Here is a 17689-nt window from a genome sequence, read left to right as displayed (position 1 = left end):
GACGACGGCGACCACCGCCACTGTTAGCCTGCCCACCGCCCAGGAGGGGTACTTCTTCTCGGTGGTGGCGAAGAACAAGGCCGGGACCTCCCCGGCCAGCCCGCGCTCCGCCGAGCAGCGTTCGATCACCAAACCGGGCCAGGTGGGGGCGCCCAGTATTGCAGCGACGAACACCGGAGGATCAGGCAATCAGCTCAGCGTGCGGTTCACTCCGCTCAGTGGCGCCGCGCTACACGGGTCTAGGCCTTCGGAGATGAGCTACTTCGCCAATGTCAGCCCCGGCCAGCAAGGGATTCCGCTGAACTCCAACGGAACGGGTACTGTGCCAGCGAATAATGGTTCTTCGACCCAGGTGACGGTGTACGCGGTTTCCAGCGCTTATTCGGATCGCGGGGATGCCTCGGGACCGTCGAATGCGGTTGTTCCTTATGGCAATCCGAAGGAGGCTTCGGTGAGCGGGCAGGGCGGCGGCGAGGGCGATAAAACAGTCAGTTTCTCCTGGTCCGCGCCGGGAGATGCCGATATTCGATCGACCAAGATCAGCATTGACGGCGGAGCCTGGGAATCCGCTCCAGCTAGTGGCAGCAGAAACGTTACCGGTGATTTCAGTCAGCGGCATACCATCAAGGTCGTCAACACTAACTCGGTCGGTACAGATGGACCGCAGGCCAGTGCTTCTGCGACTGCGGGCCCTGATAAGCCAAAGGTGACTACAATCGCCGTGAATGCAGGGGATGTCAACACCTGTACTGAGACCGGCAACGGAAGCTCGATCTACAACGAAGGTCCGCCTAAGAGCTGTGGCGGTAAGCCGGGTGGAGGAAGTGCAGCATTCCCCTGGCTGAGAGTGAAGGACGGCGAAGTGGAAGTGGATCGCTGCGGTAACCCGTGGGGCTCAGGCGGTGGCTGGTATCACATATCCGCAGGGGCATATAACGGACGTTGGGCTCGTGCAGATACTGTGCACCATGTGTCAGGGCCTAATATTTCCTGCGGATAGCAGAAGCAAAACAGAACGATAATTCGAACAACCAAGAGGACACACTCCATGACAATGACCGCGGAGCAGGCTAGCTGGTTTGCTGGCACCTTTGAGAAGCTCGTGAGCAATATCGGCCAGGCCGTGCTGGGCAAGGCCCACGTGGTGCGGCTGACCCTTACCGCCATGCTGGCCGAGGGGCACGTGCTTTTCGAGGATGCGCCCGGCACCGGCAAGACCATGCTGGCCCGCGCGCTCGCGGCCACCGTGCAGGGCACCAATTCGCGGATTCAGTTCACCCCTGACCTGCTGCCCTCCGACGTCACCGGCGTGACCATCTATGATCAGAAAACCCAGAAGTTCGAGTTCCACAAGGGCCCGATCTTCGCCACTATCGTGCTGGCTGATGAGATCAACCGCGCGTCGCCCAAGACCCAGTCGGCGCTGCTCGAAGTGATGGAGGAGTCCCGAGTCACCGTGGACGGCGTCACCTACGAGGCTGGTCGCCCGTTCATGGTGCTGGCCACTCAGAACCCGATCGAGCAGGCCGGGACCTACCGGCTGCCCGAAGCACAGCTCGACCGCTTCCTGATCAAGACCTCGATCGGCTACCCGGACCACGCCTCCACGGTGCAGGTGCTCAGCGGCTCCAGCCAGCGAGACCGCACCTCGACCATGCAGCCGATTATCACCACGGCAGCGGTCGCCGATATGGCCGATCTGGCAGCCACCACCCACACCGACCCCGCTGTGCTGGAGTACATCTCCCGGCTCTGCGAGGAGACTCGCAACGCCCCGGAGACCCGGCTCGGGGTGAGCGTTCGCGGCGCTATCGCCATGGTGCGGGCAGCCAAGGTCTGGGCCGCCTCGCAGGGCCGCAACTACGTGCTGCCGGATGACGTCAAAGAACTGGCCCCCGTGGTCTGGACGCACCGCCTGGTGATGGACCCGGAAGCGGAATTCGCCGGAGCCACCCCCGACGTCGTCCTCAAGCGGGTGCTCTCCGACGTCGCCGCTCCGCAGCAGCGCGCCAGCGCCTAAGACCTCGCGGATAAGAACTCGCGGATAAGAACTCGCAGAAAGCCCGCAATGTCTCTCAGCTCCTCGGCCTCAAAGCTCGCCTCGAGCACTCTGGCTACGCTGCGCAAACCGTTCCACCGGAACGGCAGCCGCACCCGCTTGCACCCCGCTTCGATCTTCGGCGAAGCGGCCAAAGTCGCGCAGGCGTACCTCGGACCGATCTGGGCTAAGGTCTGGGGCTGGATCAAGAGGTACCTCGTACCGATCGTCGCCCCGATCAGCCCGCTCGGCTGGATGGTACTGGTGGTGGTGCTCGCGCTCTGGATCCTGGGCAGCGCCTTCGGCTGGCAAGAAGCCCAGGCGCTCGCGTTGCTCGGCAGCTTGCTGCTGCTGATCGCCGTCGGCTTCATCTTGGGCCGCTCCTCCTACGGCATCAACCTCGACCTGGCCCGCACCCGGGTCGCAGTGGGGGACCAGGCCGTCGGCAGCGTCGCTGTCTCCAACACCTCCACCAGGCCCCTGCTGCCTGCCAGCCTGGAGCTTCCGGTCGGCGGAAACACCGCGGTATTCCACCTGCCCAGGATGAAACCCCAGCAAGTCCACGAAGACCTCTTCACCATTCCCACGGTGCGCCGCGCCGTGATCGTGGTCGGACCGGTCCGCTCGGTGCGCGCCGACCCGCTGCGCCTGCTGCGCCGCCAGGTGCTCTGGACCGAGCCCACTGACCTCTACGTCCACCCGCGCACCACCGCGCTGATCGGCTCCGCCGCGGGCTTCCTGAAAGACCTGGAAGGCTTGCCCACCACCGAGCTCTCCAGTGCAGACGTCTCCTTCCACGCGCTGCGTGATTACATCCCCGGCGACGACCGGCGGCACATCCACTGGAAGACCACCGCGCGCACCGGCAAGCTGATGGTGCGGCAGTTCGAGGAGACCCGCCGGGCCCATATCGCCATCGCGCTGAGCATCAATACCTCGGAATACGAGAGCGAAGAGGCTTTCGAGCTGGCGATCTCCGCCGCCGCCTCGATCGGTCGGCAGGCCATCCGGGAGCAGCGCGAACTCAGCGTGCACAACCAGCGCGGGCCGCTGCACTGCGCCACCGGGCGCACCCTGATGGACGATATGACCCGGATCGACGGCAGCAGCCGACTCAAGGATTCGGTGGAGCTGGCCCGTGAGATGTCCGATGCCGTGCCCAACGCTTCGGTGATGTTCTTCGTGGTCGGTTCCCTGGTCACCCCGAGCCAGCTCCGTGCCGCAGCCGCTTCGGTGCCACCGGGGGTGCGAACCTTCGCCATCCGCTGCCTGCCAGGGGCCAAAGCCGGCCGCAATAACATCGCCGATCTGACAGTGCTCACCCTGGGTGAGCTGAGCGATCTGGCCCTGATCCTCCGAAAGGCGGCGGCATGAGCAGCCCGAACGCTGAGTCCGCCACCGCCGGACGACGTCGCCAGCCCAACGGCACAGCGGTCAAAACCAAAACCGCAACGGTCAAGCCCAGGGTCTCCGCCTTCGCCGGGCGCGGGGCGTTCGGCAGCTGGCTGGACGCCGGGGTGCTCTTCGTGCTGCTCGGCCTCGCGGTGCTCGGCTTCGCGCCGTCCTTCGGCAATGACCCGCGGTACCTGGTCGCCGGACTGGGCGGGGTGCTGCTCGGCCTGGTCTTGGCCGCTGCGGGAGCGCACTGGCGGCTCGGCCTGGTCATTATGGTGGCGCTGAGTTTCGTCGCCTATATGCTGCTCGGCAATCCGCTTGCGGCGCCGCAGGAATCCCTGCTCGGCTTCATCCCCACCGGCCAGTCGCTGCGCGGGCTGCTGCTCGGTATCGTCTTCTCCTGGAAGCAGTTGCTTACCATTGCCGCTCCGGTAGGCAGCTCAGTGGACGTGCTCGTGGTGCCTTTCCTCTCCGCCCTCTTCACCTCGGTGGTCGCGGGCACCCTGGCCTGGCGGTTGCGCCGTCCTTACTGGACCATGTTGCCCGTACTGGCTTTGTTCATCGTGAGCATCGCCTTTGGCACCTCCGAGGCGTTCTTGCCCTTCATCCGTGGCGCCCTGCTCGGCATCGGCGGGGTGGCCTGGCTGGCCTATCGGAGGGAAGCCGCTCAACACAGCACCGTGCCTAAGAACCTCACGCAAGGCGCCGTGCCCAACGGTCTGGTGTCCGGCAATCCTGCAGCCACCAAGGCCGATCGAAATCGCAGGCTGCTCGCCGGAGCGGTGGTGGTGCTGCTAGCCGGTGGCGTCACGGTGGCAGCGACTCCCGCACTCACCCAGGCCGATGATCGGCAGGTGCTCCGTGATGCGGTGATCCCGCCGCTTGACCCGCATAATCTGCCTTCGCCGCTCACCGACTTCCGTCGTTATCTGGACACCGATAAAGACAAAGTGCTCTTCACCGTGAACGGGCTGCCCAAGGACGCCCGGGTGCGGCTCGCGGCACTGGATGACTACGACGGCATCGTCTTCAACGTCGATGGTCCAAGTTCCGGTGCCTTCGCACCGATCGGTGATCCGAAAGCGCTCAATAACGGCGACACAACCGGTGCGAACACCACCGATCTTTCCTTCACCGTGCAGGACTACAGCGGGGTCTACATCCCGGACGCCAGGGTGGCTCGTTCTCTGCAGTACCAGCAGGCCAACGGTCAGCAGAGCCCGCTGTACCTGAACGGTGAATCTGATACCGCGGTCAAGCTCGACGGCGTGCAAAGCGGCGATAAATACAGCGTCGCGGTGGCCTTCCCTGAGAAGGTAGACCCCAAGCAGCTGACCGATGTGAGCTTCGGAAACGTGACGATGCCAAAACTGGAGAACGTGCCGCAGGTGATCAGTGCCAAGGCCAATGACATCATCGGTGACGCCTCAACGCCGATCGAGAAGATCAACGCCCTTGTCAACTACTTCCGGCAGGCGGGTAAATACAGCACCGGAGTGTCACCGCAGGTACCCAGCCTCTCCGGGCACGGAGCCGCACGCATCACCAGCTTCCTCTCCGGCAAGCAGATCGTCGGCAATGATGAGCAGTACGCCGTGACCACGGCGCTGATGGCCAACCATCTCGGGATTCCCGCTCGAGTTGTGATGGGCTTCTACCCCGACCCTAAAGGTGCCGGTAACGGCGCGAACAGCCTGGAGATCAAAGGCCAGGATGTTCATGCTTGGGTCGAAGTGAATTTCCAGGGTTTCGGCTGGGTGCCTTTTGACCCCACGCCGGACAAAGACCATGTGCCCAATCCGCCGGATCCGCAGAACGCCTCCTCGCCCAAGCCTCAGGTGCTGCAGCCGCCGCCACCGCCGCAGGAGCAAGCGGAGCTGCCCCCGGACAGCAGCCCGGAAGCCCTGGACAGCGACCAGAAGAAGACCGATTTCTGGGCCGTGATCTGGCAGATTCTGAGCATTATCGGAATCGCCGCGATCCCCTTGGTGATCTTGGCGATTCCCTTCATCGTGATCGCCCTGCTGAAGAGACGGCGTCGTAAGAAGCGGTTCAGCGAAGGCGACCCCGCGCAACGCGTCGGTGGAGGCTGGAGCGAAATGCTCTCGCTGGCCACCGATCTCGGCGCAGCGGTGAACCCCAAACAGACCCGCCGGGAGACCGCGAGCACCCTGGTGGAGGCTTTCCCGAGCGCTCAACCGACGACGACGGCGCTCGCCGAGCGGGCGGACTCGGTGATCTTCGGCGCCGGGCAGCCGAGTGAGCAGGAAGTCACCCGGTTCTGGGCCATCGTCGACGACTCGCTCAAGGAGATGAACTCCTCGGTGAGCCGCTGGCATCGTTTCCGGGCCAGGTTCTCACCGCGCTCGCTGCTCAGCGACGCGGGAGTCGCACTGGCCGTGAGGTCTTCGGCGTCCACCGTGAAAGGCGCGACAGCTCGGCGGTCTGGTGCTGCCCAGCAGGATGAAACCCTGCAGTTCGGCGTTCAGTCGAACAACTCCGCCGGTACCGCCCCTGATAACCAGGGAACTGGGCATCCGGGGGAGGGCGAATGAGCCCCGCCGCTCTGAGCTGCCGGAATTGCGGGACAGCCCTGGCTCCCGGTGCTTCCTTCTGCACGCTGTGCGGAGCCGCCGTCTATAACCGCGCGGGCCGCTCGACCCAGCAAGCAGCGGAACCAGCTGACCAGGAAAACGCTCGTAAGATTCAGATTCCGGGTATTATCCCGGTTACCCCCTATAGCAGGGGGCCGCTTGTGGCGCCGCAGATCGACGAGCTTGGAGAAGACATGGCCCGGTTGAATTTGGTCAGTGCCAGCGCTGGCAAACGCCTGGCCGCCAAGCTGATCGACGCCGTGATCCCGGCCGTGCTGAGCATCGTGGGCGGCATCGTCGGAGTACTCAACATCTCGATCACCCGGATCAATGATCAAGACGTCAGTGTTGATTCCACCTGGTTCCTGATCTGGTACGGTGCGGCGAGCCTGCTCAGCCTGGCGTACTGGGTGCTGCTCTGGATCTGGGAGGCACGCACCGGAAAAACCCTCGGTAATCTCCTGCTGGGCTTGCGGACCACCGATATGAAGGGCCTGCGGGCTGGTGTGCTCGCCATCTTCGTCCGAAACCTGATCATTGCGATTGGCTTCGCTTTCGCCGTGGTGGGCGGTGTACTGGTGATGATCTCCAATCTCTGGGACAAGAACGCCAAACGTCAGGGCTGGCAGGACAAGGCCGCGCACACCTTGGTCTTCGACATCAAAGCCGGGCGTGACCCGCTGACCTCCGGGGGCATCGACGGCCCGGCTTCTTTCGCCCCGGTCGAGCTGCCCGCCATGATGCCGGTCAATTCGCCGGTCGCCGGTAACCGGTCAGCTCAAGCTTCATCTTCAGTGCAGACCCCCGATCAGCCAGTTGAGCAGCCGCTGGTGATCTCACCGGAACCGAACTCTGGCGTCCCAGGACCGTCGAGTTTCCAAGCACCGAGCGGTGCCCAGCCGAGCGGTACTCAATCGGTTCAGCCTCTGCCCTTCCCGCCGTCGGGCCCGATTCCCGGCTTTGAACCGCAGCAGCAGCCCTCGCACAACCCCAATCAGTGGCAGCCTCCCGCTGAACCCGCCGGACCGGCCTCCTGGGCTCCGACGCCGGGAGCGCCGCACCCCGATGAGATCGCGGGGGAGACCAAATTCCGCCCCCGGCCCAGCACTCAGAGCTTCAAACTGCTCTTCGACGACGGAAGAATCGTCGATCTCGACGGCGCTGCGCTGATCGGTCGCAATCCCTCTGGATACGATGGTGAAGTGATCGATCAGCTAATAGCGGTTCCCGATGAGAGCCGCTCCATCTCCAAAACCCATTTGCACGTCCGCACCGCGGATGAAGGACTGTGGGTCACGGATCGCCAATCAACCAATGGCAGCGCAGTGGTCAGTGCCGAGGGCTCCGTCAATCGGCTGGTAGCGGGGGACGCCGCGCTCGCCCCGGTGGGTTCCACGGTGCGCTTCGGGGATCGCAGCTTGACCGTGGTCAGGGCATGAGCGAACAAGCGGGACGTCCCGCTCTCGATGACGCCGACACCGTGCAGAACAGTGAAACGCCCCCTGCCGGAGCCGTTGATGCCGAACCCGGCGAGCACCTTGCGCAGCACCAGATCACGGTGACATGCGGTTATCAAACGGATCGCGGATTGCGCCGCGAGCTCAATGAGGATTCTTTTCTGGCGGTGGATCCGATTTTCGCGGTGGCCGATGGCATGGGCGGGCACGAAGCCGGTGAAGTCGCTTCGCATGAATGCATCAAGACGCTGAGCGAATCGCCCGCGCTGGCCGCAGGACGCCGCAGTGCCAGTGCGAGCGATGTGCAGCTCGCCCTGTTGCAGGCCGACGCCCGGATCCGGGAACTGACCAATGCCAGGGCCGGAACCACCGCTACCGGCGTCGTACTGGTCGAGGAGGGCGGCAGCCCCTACTGGCTGGTCTTCAATGTCGGAGACTCCAGGACATACCGGCTGAGCAAGGGCACCTTCGAGCAGGTCAGCGTCGACCACTCGGAGGTTCAGGAACTCGTGGACGCCGGGCACATCACGAGTGCGGAAGCCCTGGTGCATCCGCGGCGTCACGTCGTCACCCGTGCGCTGGGCACCGGCGACGACATCGAAGCCGATTACTGGCTGATCCCGGTTGAGGACGGAGATCGCTATCTGATCTGCTCCGACGGCCTCACCTCCGAGCTCTCCGATGAGCAGATCTTTCGCACCATCTCGACCTTGGCGCACCCGCAGGAAGCTTCGGATTCCCTGGTGCAGGCGGCGCTCCGCTCCGGTGGGCGGGACAATGTCACGGTGATCGTGGTCGATGCCACCGATGTGCTCCAGGAAGCCGATCTGCTGACTACGGCCCCTCGATTGGACGTCGAGACGGACACCCTGCCCAGGGGCTTGCCGATAGTGCCGGCAGCCGAGGTGGCGTCAGCGCAGCACGGTGAGCCGGAAGTCGGGCAGCCGATCGAGGAACAGGCTGAGCGAGAGACCGCGCAGAGCTCGCTGGATATCATCGAAGGTCTGCTCGACGAATCAAAAAACGCAGCGGATGGCACAGAGGACGGTGCGTAGCAGCATGAAGACCACTTACACCCCGGGACCGTGGATCGGCGTCGTCCGCTCAGATACCGTGATCGTCTTGGACGAGAGCACTCAAGGCGAGATCATTAGCGAACTCTGGGAATTCCTCGGTGAGAAACCGCTGATTCACGAGGTCCTCAATAAAGTCACCGCGAGTTTCGGTACCGAACTGACCGGGATGCCCGCTTTCGGCATTCTCACCGTGGGCGCTCAGCCACGCGCCGTACTGCGCGGCGAGATGAGTCTCACGGTGCGCAGCGGACAGACGGAACTCGAGGTCTCCGGTCGGGAAGTGACCACTTGGAGCGAACGTTCGCTGCCCGCCGCCGATCTCTTCACCCTGCACCTGGGAGCGGCAAGCGAGCTTCCCGCCCTGCTGCCACTCGCGGAGGGCGTGGTCAAGCTCTCTGCGCTGCAGATCGGTCAGGCTCAGCGAGTGTCTCCAGCCGCCACGCTGCCCGCCGTTGCCTCAGACACTGACGCCGGGCAGCCCATTCCCGGACAGCCAGCGGAGGCCCGCCCGTCGTCTCTGCCGGAAACAGTGATCGCCCCGATATCGCCTCTTGTTCCGGGGTTGCCTGTCGCTCCGGTGCAGCTGCCTCCGCTTCCTGAGAGCTCTGCGACCCCGGTGACTCCGGGCGAAGACGATCTGAGCCAGACTCTGGTCAGCTCCGACGTCAGTGAGCAGCACGACGACGCGGAGCCGGCTGCGCCGAATATCGACCTGGCCGCTGTGGAAGCTCCGCTACCCGGCTCGGCTGCGACCTCGCAGAACGTCGCTGCGGATGCCGATGAGCCCTTAGTCACCGAGGCGCCCGATAACACCACGAGCTACGACCATCTGTGGGATCGCACGGTATCCCGTTCGGTCGAGGACGCCGCGATCCGCGCCGATGAGGACGCCGAGCACGAGGAAATCAGTGGAGCTCAGCTCAGCCACGCTCAAGCTGAGTTGCCGCTACCCGGCTCGGCCTCAGCCGTTTCCGAGCAGGTTCGGGCGCTGCCGGAACCTGACTCTGCATCGAGCCTGCCTGCCGCGGCCCGCGGTGCGGCCTCAACCGCGGATCAGGACTACCAGCCGCTGAACCCGATCGCTCCGGTCGCGGCTCCTGCACCCCAGGGGAGCGGTCTGATCGATTCAGTGCCGTGGATGAAAGCCAGCGCTCAGCCGCCCTCTGAGGCCTCAGCCCAGGCCGGACTGGCGGCCCACCCCGAACTGGCCCAGGCAGCCCAGCCCGCGCCGTCCTCAGCTGCCCACGACTCGGATCACGATGGCCACACCGTGATGCGCAGTGAACTGGAGCTCCCGGAGCCTCCGGCGACGGAACCCCAGCTCGCTCAGCCGGCCCCCGGCACCGGGGTCATGGTGCTCGCCAGGCTCTGTGCCAATGGCCACGCCAGCCCGCCCACCTATGCCCGTTGTGCGCATTGCGGGCAGCCGATGCTCGGTGACCCTCGGCAGGTGCGGCGTCCTGTGCTGGGCAAAATGCGGATCTCCACCGGCGAAGTCATCGATCTGGATCGATCTCTGGTCGTCGGGCGTCAGCCGTCGGTCTCCAGGGTCAATGGCGAGGGGATGCCGAAGCTGGTTCAGGTGCGCAGCCAGGCCGGGGATATCTCGCGCTCCCACGTCGAGGTGCGGCTGGAGGGCTGGGACGTCGTGCTCATCGATCTCAAAGCGACCAATGGCACCGTGCTGGTCCGCGAAGGGCAGCCGCCGCGAAGACTCGGGCAAGGCGAACAGGCACTGCTGCTCAATGGCGATATCGCCGAATTGGGGGAGGACGTGTCATTGAGGTTTGAAGGTCTGCTGTGAGCGCCAAACGCCCCCCGGCACCGCCGCCGGACATCCCAGGCTATAACTACATCTCCTTGCTGGGTTCGGGCGGCTTCGCCGATGTCTTCCTCTATGAACAGGACCGCCCGCGCCGCAAAGTAGCGGTCAAGGTGCTGATCTCGGATCTGAAGACCGAGGGCGCCCGGCGGCGCTTCGAATCCGAGGCGAATCTGATGGCTCAGCTTTCCAGCCATCCCTATATCGTCACGATCTACGAAGCCGAAGTCACCGCCGCTGGCCACTCCTACCTGGCCATGGAGTACTGCTCCCGGCCCAGCCTCGACGTCCGCTACCGGCGGGCCCGGTTCAGCGTTGATGAGGTGCTCGCCGTCGGGGTGCAGGTCTCCTCCGCGGTGGAGACGGCGCACCGCGCCGGAATCGCGCACCGGGATATCAAACCCGCCAATATTCTGGTCACCGACTACAACCGTCCGGCGCTCACCGATTTCGGCATCTCCGGCACCATGGACGCCGGTGACGACGAGGACGCCGGAATGTCGATCCCGTGGTCGCCGCCCGAATCCTTCAGCGGCCGCAATGTCGACGGCGTCAAAGTCGATGTCTGGGCCCTCGGGGCCACGCTCTACACCTTGTTGGCTGGTCGTTCACCCTTCGTGGTACCCGGCGCCGATAACTCGCAGCGAGAACTGATCAACCGGATCAGCACCGCTCCGCTGCCGCGTCTGGGCCGCGCCGATGTGCCCGAGGCACTCGAATTGGTACTGGCCACCGCAATGGCCAAATCGCCGTCTTCCCGCTACGCCTCGGCTCAGGATTTCGCCCGTGCCCTGCAACGGGTGCAGACCGAACTCGGTCTCTCGGTGACCCCCTTCGAAGTGCAGGAGGACGTGCACTTCGAGGAGCTCGCAGCGGAGGATGACAATACCGAGGAAACCCGGGTACGCAGCGTCATCTCGATCGATCCCGAAGCCACCACTGGCAATGGCAGTCCAGGCCGCACGGGCGCTTCGTTCCCCGCCATGGAGTGGGGGTCCACGGCTGATTCCGGGGGCACCCTTGACCGTGGCTTGACCGGCCGAGGAGCAACTGTTGATCGAGATGCGATCCAGGATGGAACCATCGACCGCAGCCCGACCGTGGACAGCAGCCCGACCGTGCAGCGCGCTGCCGGGAATACTGCACCAGCCCAGCCGAGCCAGGAAGCCGGGCTCAATATCAGCGCGGTACCCGGCGTCAACGCCGCCCGAGCTCAGCAGGGCTTCAGCAGTGCCCCGTCGGCTGATGGTGCTCTGACCGGCAGCGCTTTGAGGAGCGGAGCTGGCGGCTGGACGCCGAGCGATCCGAACCTGGATGAGGACTCGGTGCTCGACGCCACGGTGAGCCGCCCGGCCGCCGTCGAGTCCGAGTCCGCAGCGCAACAGGCCGCTCAGCCCAGGAGCCGGGCCAGGCTCTGGTGGTCGATCATCGGCGGTGTGGTGCTACTCGTCGCGGTGGTGATCGCCATCGTGTTGGTGACCTCCGGCGGGCTGCCCAGCAACAACCCCAGCACCTCGGCATCGAGCACCCAGAAGCCGAGCGCCATTGACCTCGGTGTGGAAGTTCCCGCGGTGACCGGCCTGAGCGCCAAACCCGGCGATGGCGGTGCGCAGTGGACCTGGAAGAACCCGGACCCGCAGGAAGGCGATCTCTACCAGTACGCCTCGGTGAGCCTGCTCAATACCAGCGAACCCAAGACCACTAAGGATCCCACCGCTTTCATCGCCAATAACTCTGACAATAAGTCCTGCATCTCAGTGACCCTGATCCGAAGAAACGGCACCCCGTCTCCGGAGACCAAAGCGTGCTTCCCCAAGTGAGGGGGCGAAACGGAGCTCTGATGAACGGCGGTTCTCAACCGCTGAGCCAGCCCCGTGCCGAGTATTCTCACCCGAGTAGCTTCTCTAGGAAAGCGAGCAACGATGTCTGAGCTGAGCATCGACTTTTGCGGCGAGTGGTACGAACCGGCGCTCTCCGAGGTCTTCAATATCGGCAGGGAAGGCGATCTGGAGGTCGACGACAACCCCTACCTGCACCGCAAGTTCCTCCAGATCGCCCACTACGACGGCATCTGGTGGCTGACCAACGCCGGCAGCATCCTCTCTGCCACAGTGGCGGATGCCGGTGGCGGTATGCAGGCCTGGCTGGCGCCGGGGGCGCGGATCCCGCTGGTTTTCGGCCAGACCAATGTGGTCTTCACCGCCGGGCCCACCACCTACGAGTTCTCGGTGCACCTGAAGACGCCGTCCTTCAAGCAGCAGAGTTCGGACTCCGATGCGGTGGGGGACACCACCATCGGCCCGGTGATTTTCACCGACTCGCAGAAAGCGCTGATCGTGGCGCTCGCGGAACCCATGTTGCGCCGGGAAGGCACCGGCTTCGCCGCGATTCCCTCCTCCGCCGAGGCCGCTGCGAGGCTGGGCTGGGCGCTCACCCGGTTCAACCGCAAACTGGACAATGTCTGCGACAAACTCGACCGGGTGGGGGTGGTGGGCTTGCGCGGCGGTGGCGGGAAGCTAGCCACCAACCGCCGTGCCAGGCTGGTCGAGCACGCGGTGACCTCGCATTTGGTCACCGCCGCCGATCTGCCGCTGCTGGAGAAAATGAAGATGCTACAAGAAGACGAGGAGTAACGGACGCGTGAGAATTCGACTGACGCTGCGCCGCGATCCGGAGCCGGCCAAGGACCTCGCCGTCACCGTTGACGGCCTGGCCACGGTGGGCGACATCGCCGCTGAGCTTTTTTCCGCCGATCCTGCCCGGCAGGGATCCCCGGTGCCGGAGCGCCTCTCGCTGCTGGTCGACGATTCTCCGATGGCGGGCGGCGGGCTGAAAGGCCGGGCGCTCGACCCTGAGGGCAATCTGATGGAATCCGGGTTGCGCCCTGGCTCCACCATTTCGCTCACTCAGCTGAGTGAGCAGTTCGCCACCCCCGGACAGAACCGCGGACCTGCCGCCGCGACCCTCCGGGTGATCGCCGGGCCGGACGCCGGTCAGGAGTTCTCCCTTCCGGTGGGCACCAGTTATATCGGCCGGGACCGGGACGCCGACGTCCGGCTGAGCGATCCGATGATGTCCAAGCGGCACGCCCGGATCACGGTGGGAGACTCAATCGAGATCGTCGATACGAATTCCGCCAACGGGCTCACCATGGAAGGCCTCGTGGTCAGCCGGGCCGTGCTGGGCCCCAACGACGAGATCACCCTGGGGGACAGCACACTCAGCGTGGTTTCGCTCGGTGGCGCCGGCGGTTCCTCACCGAGCAGCCCGATGGTGGAGTTCAACCGCTCGCCCCGCGTGGTGCCCAGGTTCGAACCCGACGAGCAAGCCATTCCGGAAGGCCCGCAACGCCCGCAGCCGGCCCGCTTTCCCCTGGTGATGCTGCTCGCCCCGGTACTGATGGGCGGCGTGATGTTCGCCGTCACGCAGAGCCTTTTCAGTTTGATCTTCATCTTCATGATGCCGCTGATGCTGATCGCTAGCTATGTCGATCAGAAGATGAACGCCAAGAAAATGCTGCGCCTGGGAACCGAGTCCTTCTACCAGAACCTGGAAGTATTCCACGGCCAGCTGGGCAAGCTGCAACAACTGGAACGCGCGGTGCGGGTTGCCGAGAGCCCTTCGGTGGCGGAGACCGTCGACAGCATCTACAAGCTCGGGCCGCTGCTCTGGACGCACCGCCCCGAGCACCCCGGTTTCCTATCTTTGCGCTTCGGACTCGGCCAGCAGCCCTCGCGGATTCCGCTCAAAATGCCCAATGCCAACAACACGGTGGCGGAGATCCAACAGGTGATCAACCAGACCAAAGCGGAGTACGCCACGATTGAGGCGGTTCCCGTGGTCGCCCAGTTGCGGACCTCCGGCGCGCTGGGACTGGCGGGTCCCCGGGAGGTGCTGGACGACGTCGCCCGCGGAGTGGTGTTGCAGGCGGTCGGCCTGCACTCGCCCGCTGAGCTGGTGGTCACCGCACTGACCAGCGCCGAATCCCGCCACCGCTGGAGCTGGTTGCAGTGGTTGCCGCATGTCGGCTCGCCGCATTCCCCGATGGCCGGGGACCATCTGGCGGCAGGGCCGGGTGCGGCTGGCATCCTGCTCTCCAAACTGGAGGACCTGATGGTCGCCCGGGGCGGCTCGCTGCTGGCGAACTCCGCGCAACTGCGCGGCCCGCTGGAAAAGAAAAAAGATGACAAGCTTCCTGCTCCGGTGCTGCCGAGCATCCTGGTGATCGTGGAGGACGACGCCAAGGTGGACCGCGGCAGGCTGGCGCGCTTGGCCGAGCACGGTGCCGACGTCGGCATCCATCTGATCTGGCTGGCCGCTTCCGTTCCCGCGCTGCCCGCCAGCTGCCGGGACTTCATGCAGGTCGATGGCCAGGCCGGCACCACGACGGGCCAGGTGCGGCTGGGTGAGCTGAGCTATCCGGTCAGCTGTGAGAGCGTCGACGCCGAGCTGGCCGGACAACTGGCCCGGATGCTCGCCCCCGTGGTGGACGTCTCGAAACCCGTTGACGACGACTCGGATCTGCCGCAGTCGGTCTCCTGGGCCACGCTGGCCGGCATTGAGATCATCGAGGCCACTTCGCCGATCGCCGACCGCTGGAAGGAAAACAACTCGGTGGCTTCCAGCGCGGTGCCGAACCGCAAACACCAGGGCTCACTGCGCGCCCTGGTGGGTTCCAAGGGCGTCGAGCCGATGTACCTGGATCTCAAGACCGAGGGGCCGCACGCCCTGGTGGGCGGCACCACGGGCGCCGGTAAGTCCGAGTTCCTGCAAGCCTGGGTGCTCGGTATGGCGGCGGCCTACAGCCCTGACCGGCTGACCTTCCTCTTCGTCGATTACAAGGGCGGTGCCGCCTTCGCCGACTGCGTCAAGCTGCCGCACACCGTCGGTCTGGTGACCGACCTTTCACAGCACCTGGTGCGCCGGGCGCTGACCTCGCTACGTGCTGAACTGCACTACCGCGAGCACCTGTTCAACCGGAAGAAAGCCAAGGACCTGTTGGCGATGGAGCGCGAGGCAGATCCGGAGACTCCGCCGTCGCTGATTATCGTGGTCGACGAGTTCGCGGCGCTGGCCAAGGAAGTTCCGGAGTTCGTGGACGGCGTGGTGGACGTCGCCGCCCGGGGCCGCTCACTGGGCTTGCACCTGATCCTGGCCACTCAGCGCCCGGCCGGGGTGATCAAGGACAATCTTCGCGCCAATACCAATATGCGCATCGCGCTGCGGATGGCCGACGTCGACGATTCCCGCGATATCCTGGGCGATCCGATGGCGGCCTATTTCAGCCCTTCGATCCCCGGCCGCGGAGCCGCTAAGACCGGTCCGGGCCGGATTCAGGGCTTCCAGACCGGTTACGCCGGCGGCTGGACGACGCGGATTCCGCAGCGCCCCCGCATCGACATCGTGGAGATGGACTTCGGCTCCGGTGCGCAGTGGGAGCAGGAGCTACTGCAGGCGCCGGTGGAGGTCGATGCCGGACCCAATGACATCGCCAGGGTGGTGGAGAACATTTCGCAGGCCGCCGTCGAACTGGCGATCAGACCGCCGCGCAAACCGTGGATGGAAGAGCTGGCGACCACCTACAACTTCTCCCTGCTGCCGAATCCGCGGACCGATGAGCGCTTGCTGCTCGGGGTGATCGACGACCCGGCTAATCAGGCCCAGCCGACGGTGTTCTACGAGCCCGACCGGGACGGTAATATGGCGATCGTCGGGGCCTCCGGCAGCGGTAAATCCGCAGCGCTGCGGACCATCGCGATCGCCGCCGCGATCACCCCGCGGGGCGGTCCGGTGCAGGTCTACGGCATCGACGCTGCTTCCAACGGCTTGCAGATGCTCGCTCAGCTGCCGCACGTCGGCGATATCATCGCCGGGGACGACTACGAGCGGGCTGGCCGCCTGTTGCGCTATCTGCGGGACATCGTGGAGCAGCGCACCGAAGCCTTCGCCGCGGTCAAGGCCGGCAGCATCGCGGAGTACCGCAAACTGGCGAACAAGCCCGATGAGGCGAGGATCATCCTGCTGATCGACGGCCTGGGAGCCTTCCGCGAGACCTATGAGTTCAAGGCCGGAATGACCCAGTTCGAGACCTTGCAGCAGATCGCCACCGACGGCCGTCCGATGGGTGTGCACGTCGTGGTGGCCGGTGATAGCCCGAAGTCGTTGCCGCCTTCGCTGGCCGCCTCGATCCAGCGCCGTCTGGTCTTGCGGATGGCCAATACCGACGATTATCTGTCGATGGGCGTGCCGCGCGATGTGCTGAATGCCTCCTCCCCACCGGGGCGTGGTCTGCTGGAGAAACAAGAGGTCCAGCTGGCGATCTTCGGCGGCAATGCCAACCTGGCGCTGCAAGCCCGGCAAGTGGAGAAGCTGGCCGAGTCGATGCGCCGGCAAGGGGTTGCCGAAGCTCCCGGGGTGCTGGCTCTGCCGGAGAACATCGACCTCGAGGTGCTGCCCGCTGGCGCGCCCGGTGCGGCGATCATCGGCGTCGACGACTTCAACCTGGAGCCCGCCGGGGTCTCGGCGACCGGTGCACTGATGGTCACCGGCCCTCCCGGATCAGGTCGGACGACGGCGCTGGTCACCCTGGCCGAGGCGCTCAAGCGATCCTCGCCGCGGACCAAACGGGTGTACTTCGGAGCCAGGAAGTCCGCGATTGCCTCACTCGGCGTCTGGGACGAGGCCTATGCCACGCCCGCCGCGGTCAAAGAAGAGCTGGAACGGCTCACCGCACTGACCGAGCAGAGCGCCGATACTGTCGCTTTCTTCATCGAGGGGGTCACCGAGTTCACCGATTCCCCGGCGGAGATGGACCTGGTCACCCTGATCAAGAGCGCGGTGAAGACCGGCCAGTGGGTGGTGGGCGAAGCCGAGACCTCGACCTGGTCAGCTGCCTGGAATATCGCCGGCTTGTTCAAAGCCGGGCGCCGTGGCGTGCTGCTGAACCCGGGTGACACCGAGGGCGACACCCTGATGAACACCTCGCTGGGTCGGATCAGAGGCAATAAGTTCGTGCCGGGGCGTGGTTATATCGTGGGCCGCGGCAAGGCTTTCAAGGTGCAGATCGCCAATACTCTTGACCGTTCCTGATAGGTAGTTCTCGATGGGGAGTCCTCCCCATCGACAGAGCTAGTTAGTCTCTTATAGATTCTTATTAATCGCTCGGCCAGACAAGCTAGTTGAGCACAGGGTCCGCTGGAGGTTCCGGGGCTCTTTGATGAAAGGGTGTATCTCATGGGTGAAGCGTTTCTCGGTAATAATCCGGAGGACATGCAGGATTTGATCACGAAGATCAATCAGGCGGTTGA

Annotated in this window: 9 protein-coding genes and 1 pseudogene; all 10 read left to right on the top strand. The window is 64.9% G+C overall.

All coding sequences use genetic code 11. The features are described from left to right. Window positions 1–1000, top strand: a pseudogene (locus ABDK06_RS14620) (hypothetical protein); the annotation flags it as partial. A gap of 48 nt (window positions 1001–1048) precedes the next feature. Next, complete coding sequence (locus ABDK06_RS14615) at window positions 1049–2020, top strand: AAA family ATPase (protein ID WP_394942356.1); 972 nt, start codon at window positions 1049–1051, stop codon at window positions 2018–2020. Between the two features lie 48 nt (window positions 2021–2068). Beyond that, window positions 2069–3412, top strand: coding sequence for a DUF58 domain-containing protein (locus ABDK06_RS14610; protein ID WP_394942354.1), 1344 nt, complete (start codon window positions 2069–2071; stop codon window positions 3410–3412). Beyond that, complete coding sequence (locus tag ABDK06_RS14605; RefSeq protein WP_394942352.1) at window positions 3409–5988, top strand: transglutaminase TgpA family protein; 2580 nt, start codon at window positions 3409–3411, stop codon at window positions 5986–5988. Before ABDK06_RS14610 ends, ABDK06_RS14605 begins: the two co-directional genes overlap by 4 nt. After that, the gene (locus tag ABDK06_RS14600; RefSeq protein WP_394942350.1) at window positions 5985–7466 is read left to right on the top strand and encodes an RDD family protein; all 1482 of its coding nucleotides are present in this window, start codon (window positions 5985–5987) and stop codon (window positions 7464–7466) included. The genes ABDK06_RS14605 and ABDK06_RS14600 overlap by 4 nt, the downstream gene beginning before the upstream one ends. After that, window positions 7463–8539, top strand: coding sequence for a PP2C family protein-serine/threonine phosphatase (locus tag ABDK06_RS14595; protein ID WP_394942348.1), 1077 nt, complete (start codon window positions 7463–7465; stop codon window positions 8537–8539). The genes ABDK06_RS14600 and ABDK06_RS14595 overlap by 4 nt, the downstream gene beginning before the upstream one ends. Continuing rightward, the gene (locus tag ABDK06_RS14590; protein WP_394942346.1) at window positions 8517–10364 is read left to right on the top strand and encodes an FHA domain-containing protein; all 1848 of its coding nucleotides are present in this window, start codon (window positions 8517–8519) and stop codon (window positions 10362–10364) included. Before ABDK06_RS14595 ends, ABDK06_RS14590 begins: the two co-directional genes overlap by 23 nt. Beyond that, window positions 10361–12202 carry a serine/threonine-protein kinase gene (locus tag ABDK06_RS14585; RefSeq protein WP_394942343.1) on the top strand — a complete coding sequence of 614 codons (1842 nt, stop codon included), beginning with the start codon at window positions 10361–10363 and terminating at the stop codon, window positions 12200–12202. Before ABDK06_RS14590 ends, ABDK06_RS14585 begins: the two co-directional genes overlap by 4 nt. 102 nt (window positions 12203–12304) lie before the next feature. Then, the gene (locus ABDK06_RS14580) at window positions 12305–13015 is read left to right on the top strand and encodes a hypothetical protein (protein WP_394942341.1); all 711 of its coding nucleotides are present in this window, start codon (window positions 12305–12307) and stop codon (window positions 13013–13015) included. A 7-nt stretch (window positions 13016–13022) separates the two neighbouring features. After that, on the top strand, window positions 13023–17471 hold the full coding sequence (locus ABDK06_RS14575; protein ID WP_394942339.1) for an FtsK/SpoIIIE domain-containing protein: 4449 nt from the start codon (window positions 13023–13025) through the stop codon (window positions 17469–17471). Window positions 17472–17689 lie beyond the last annotated feature (218 nt).

It is taken from the genome of Psychromicrobium ferritrahens (assembly GCF_043789415.1).
Classification (GTDB): Bacteria; Actinomycetota; Actinomycetes; order Actinomycetales; family Micrococcaceae; genus Renibacterium.
Note: the sequence above shows the minus strand (reverse complement) of the source record. Positions and strands in the feature narration are given on the sequence as shown.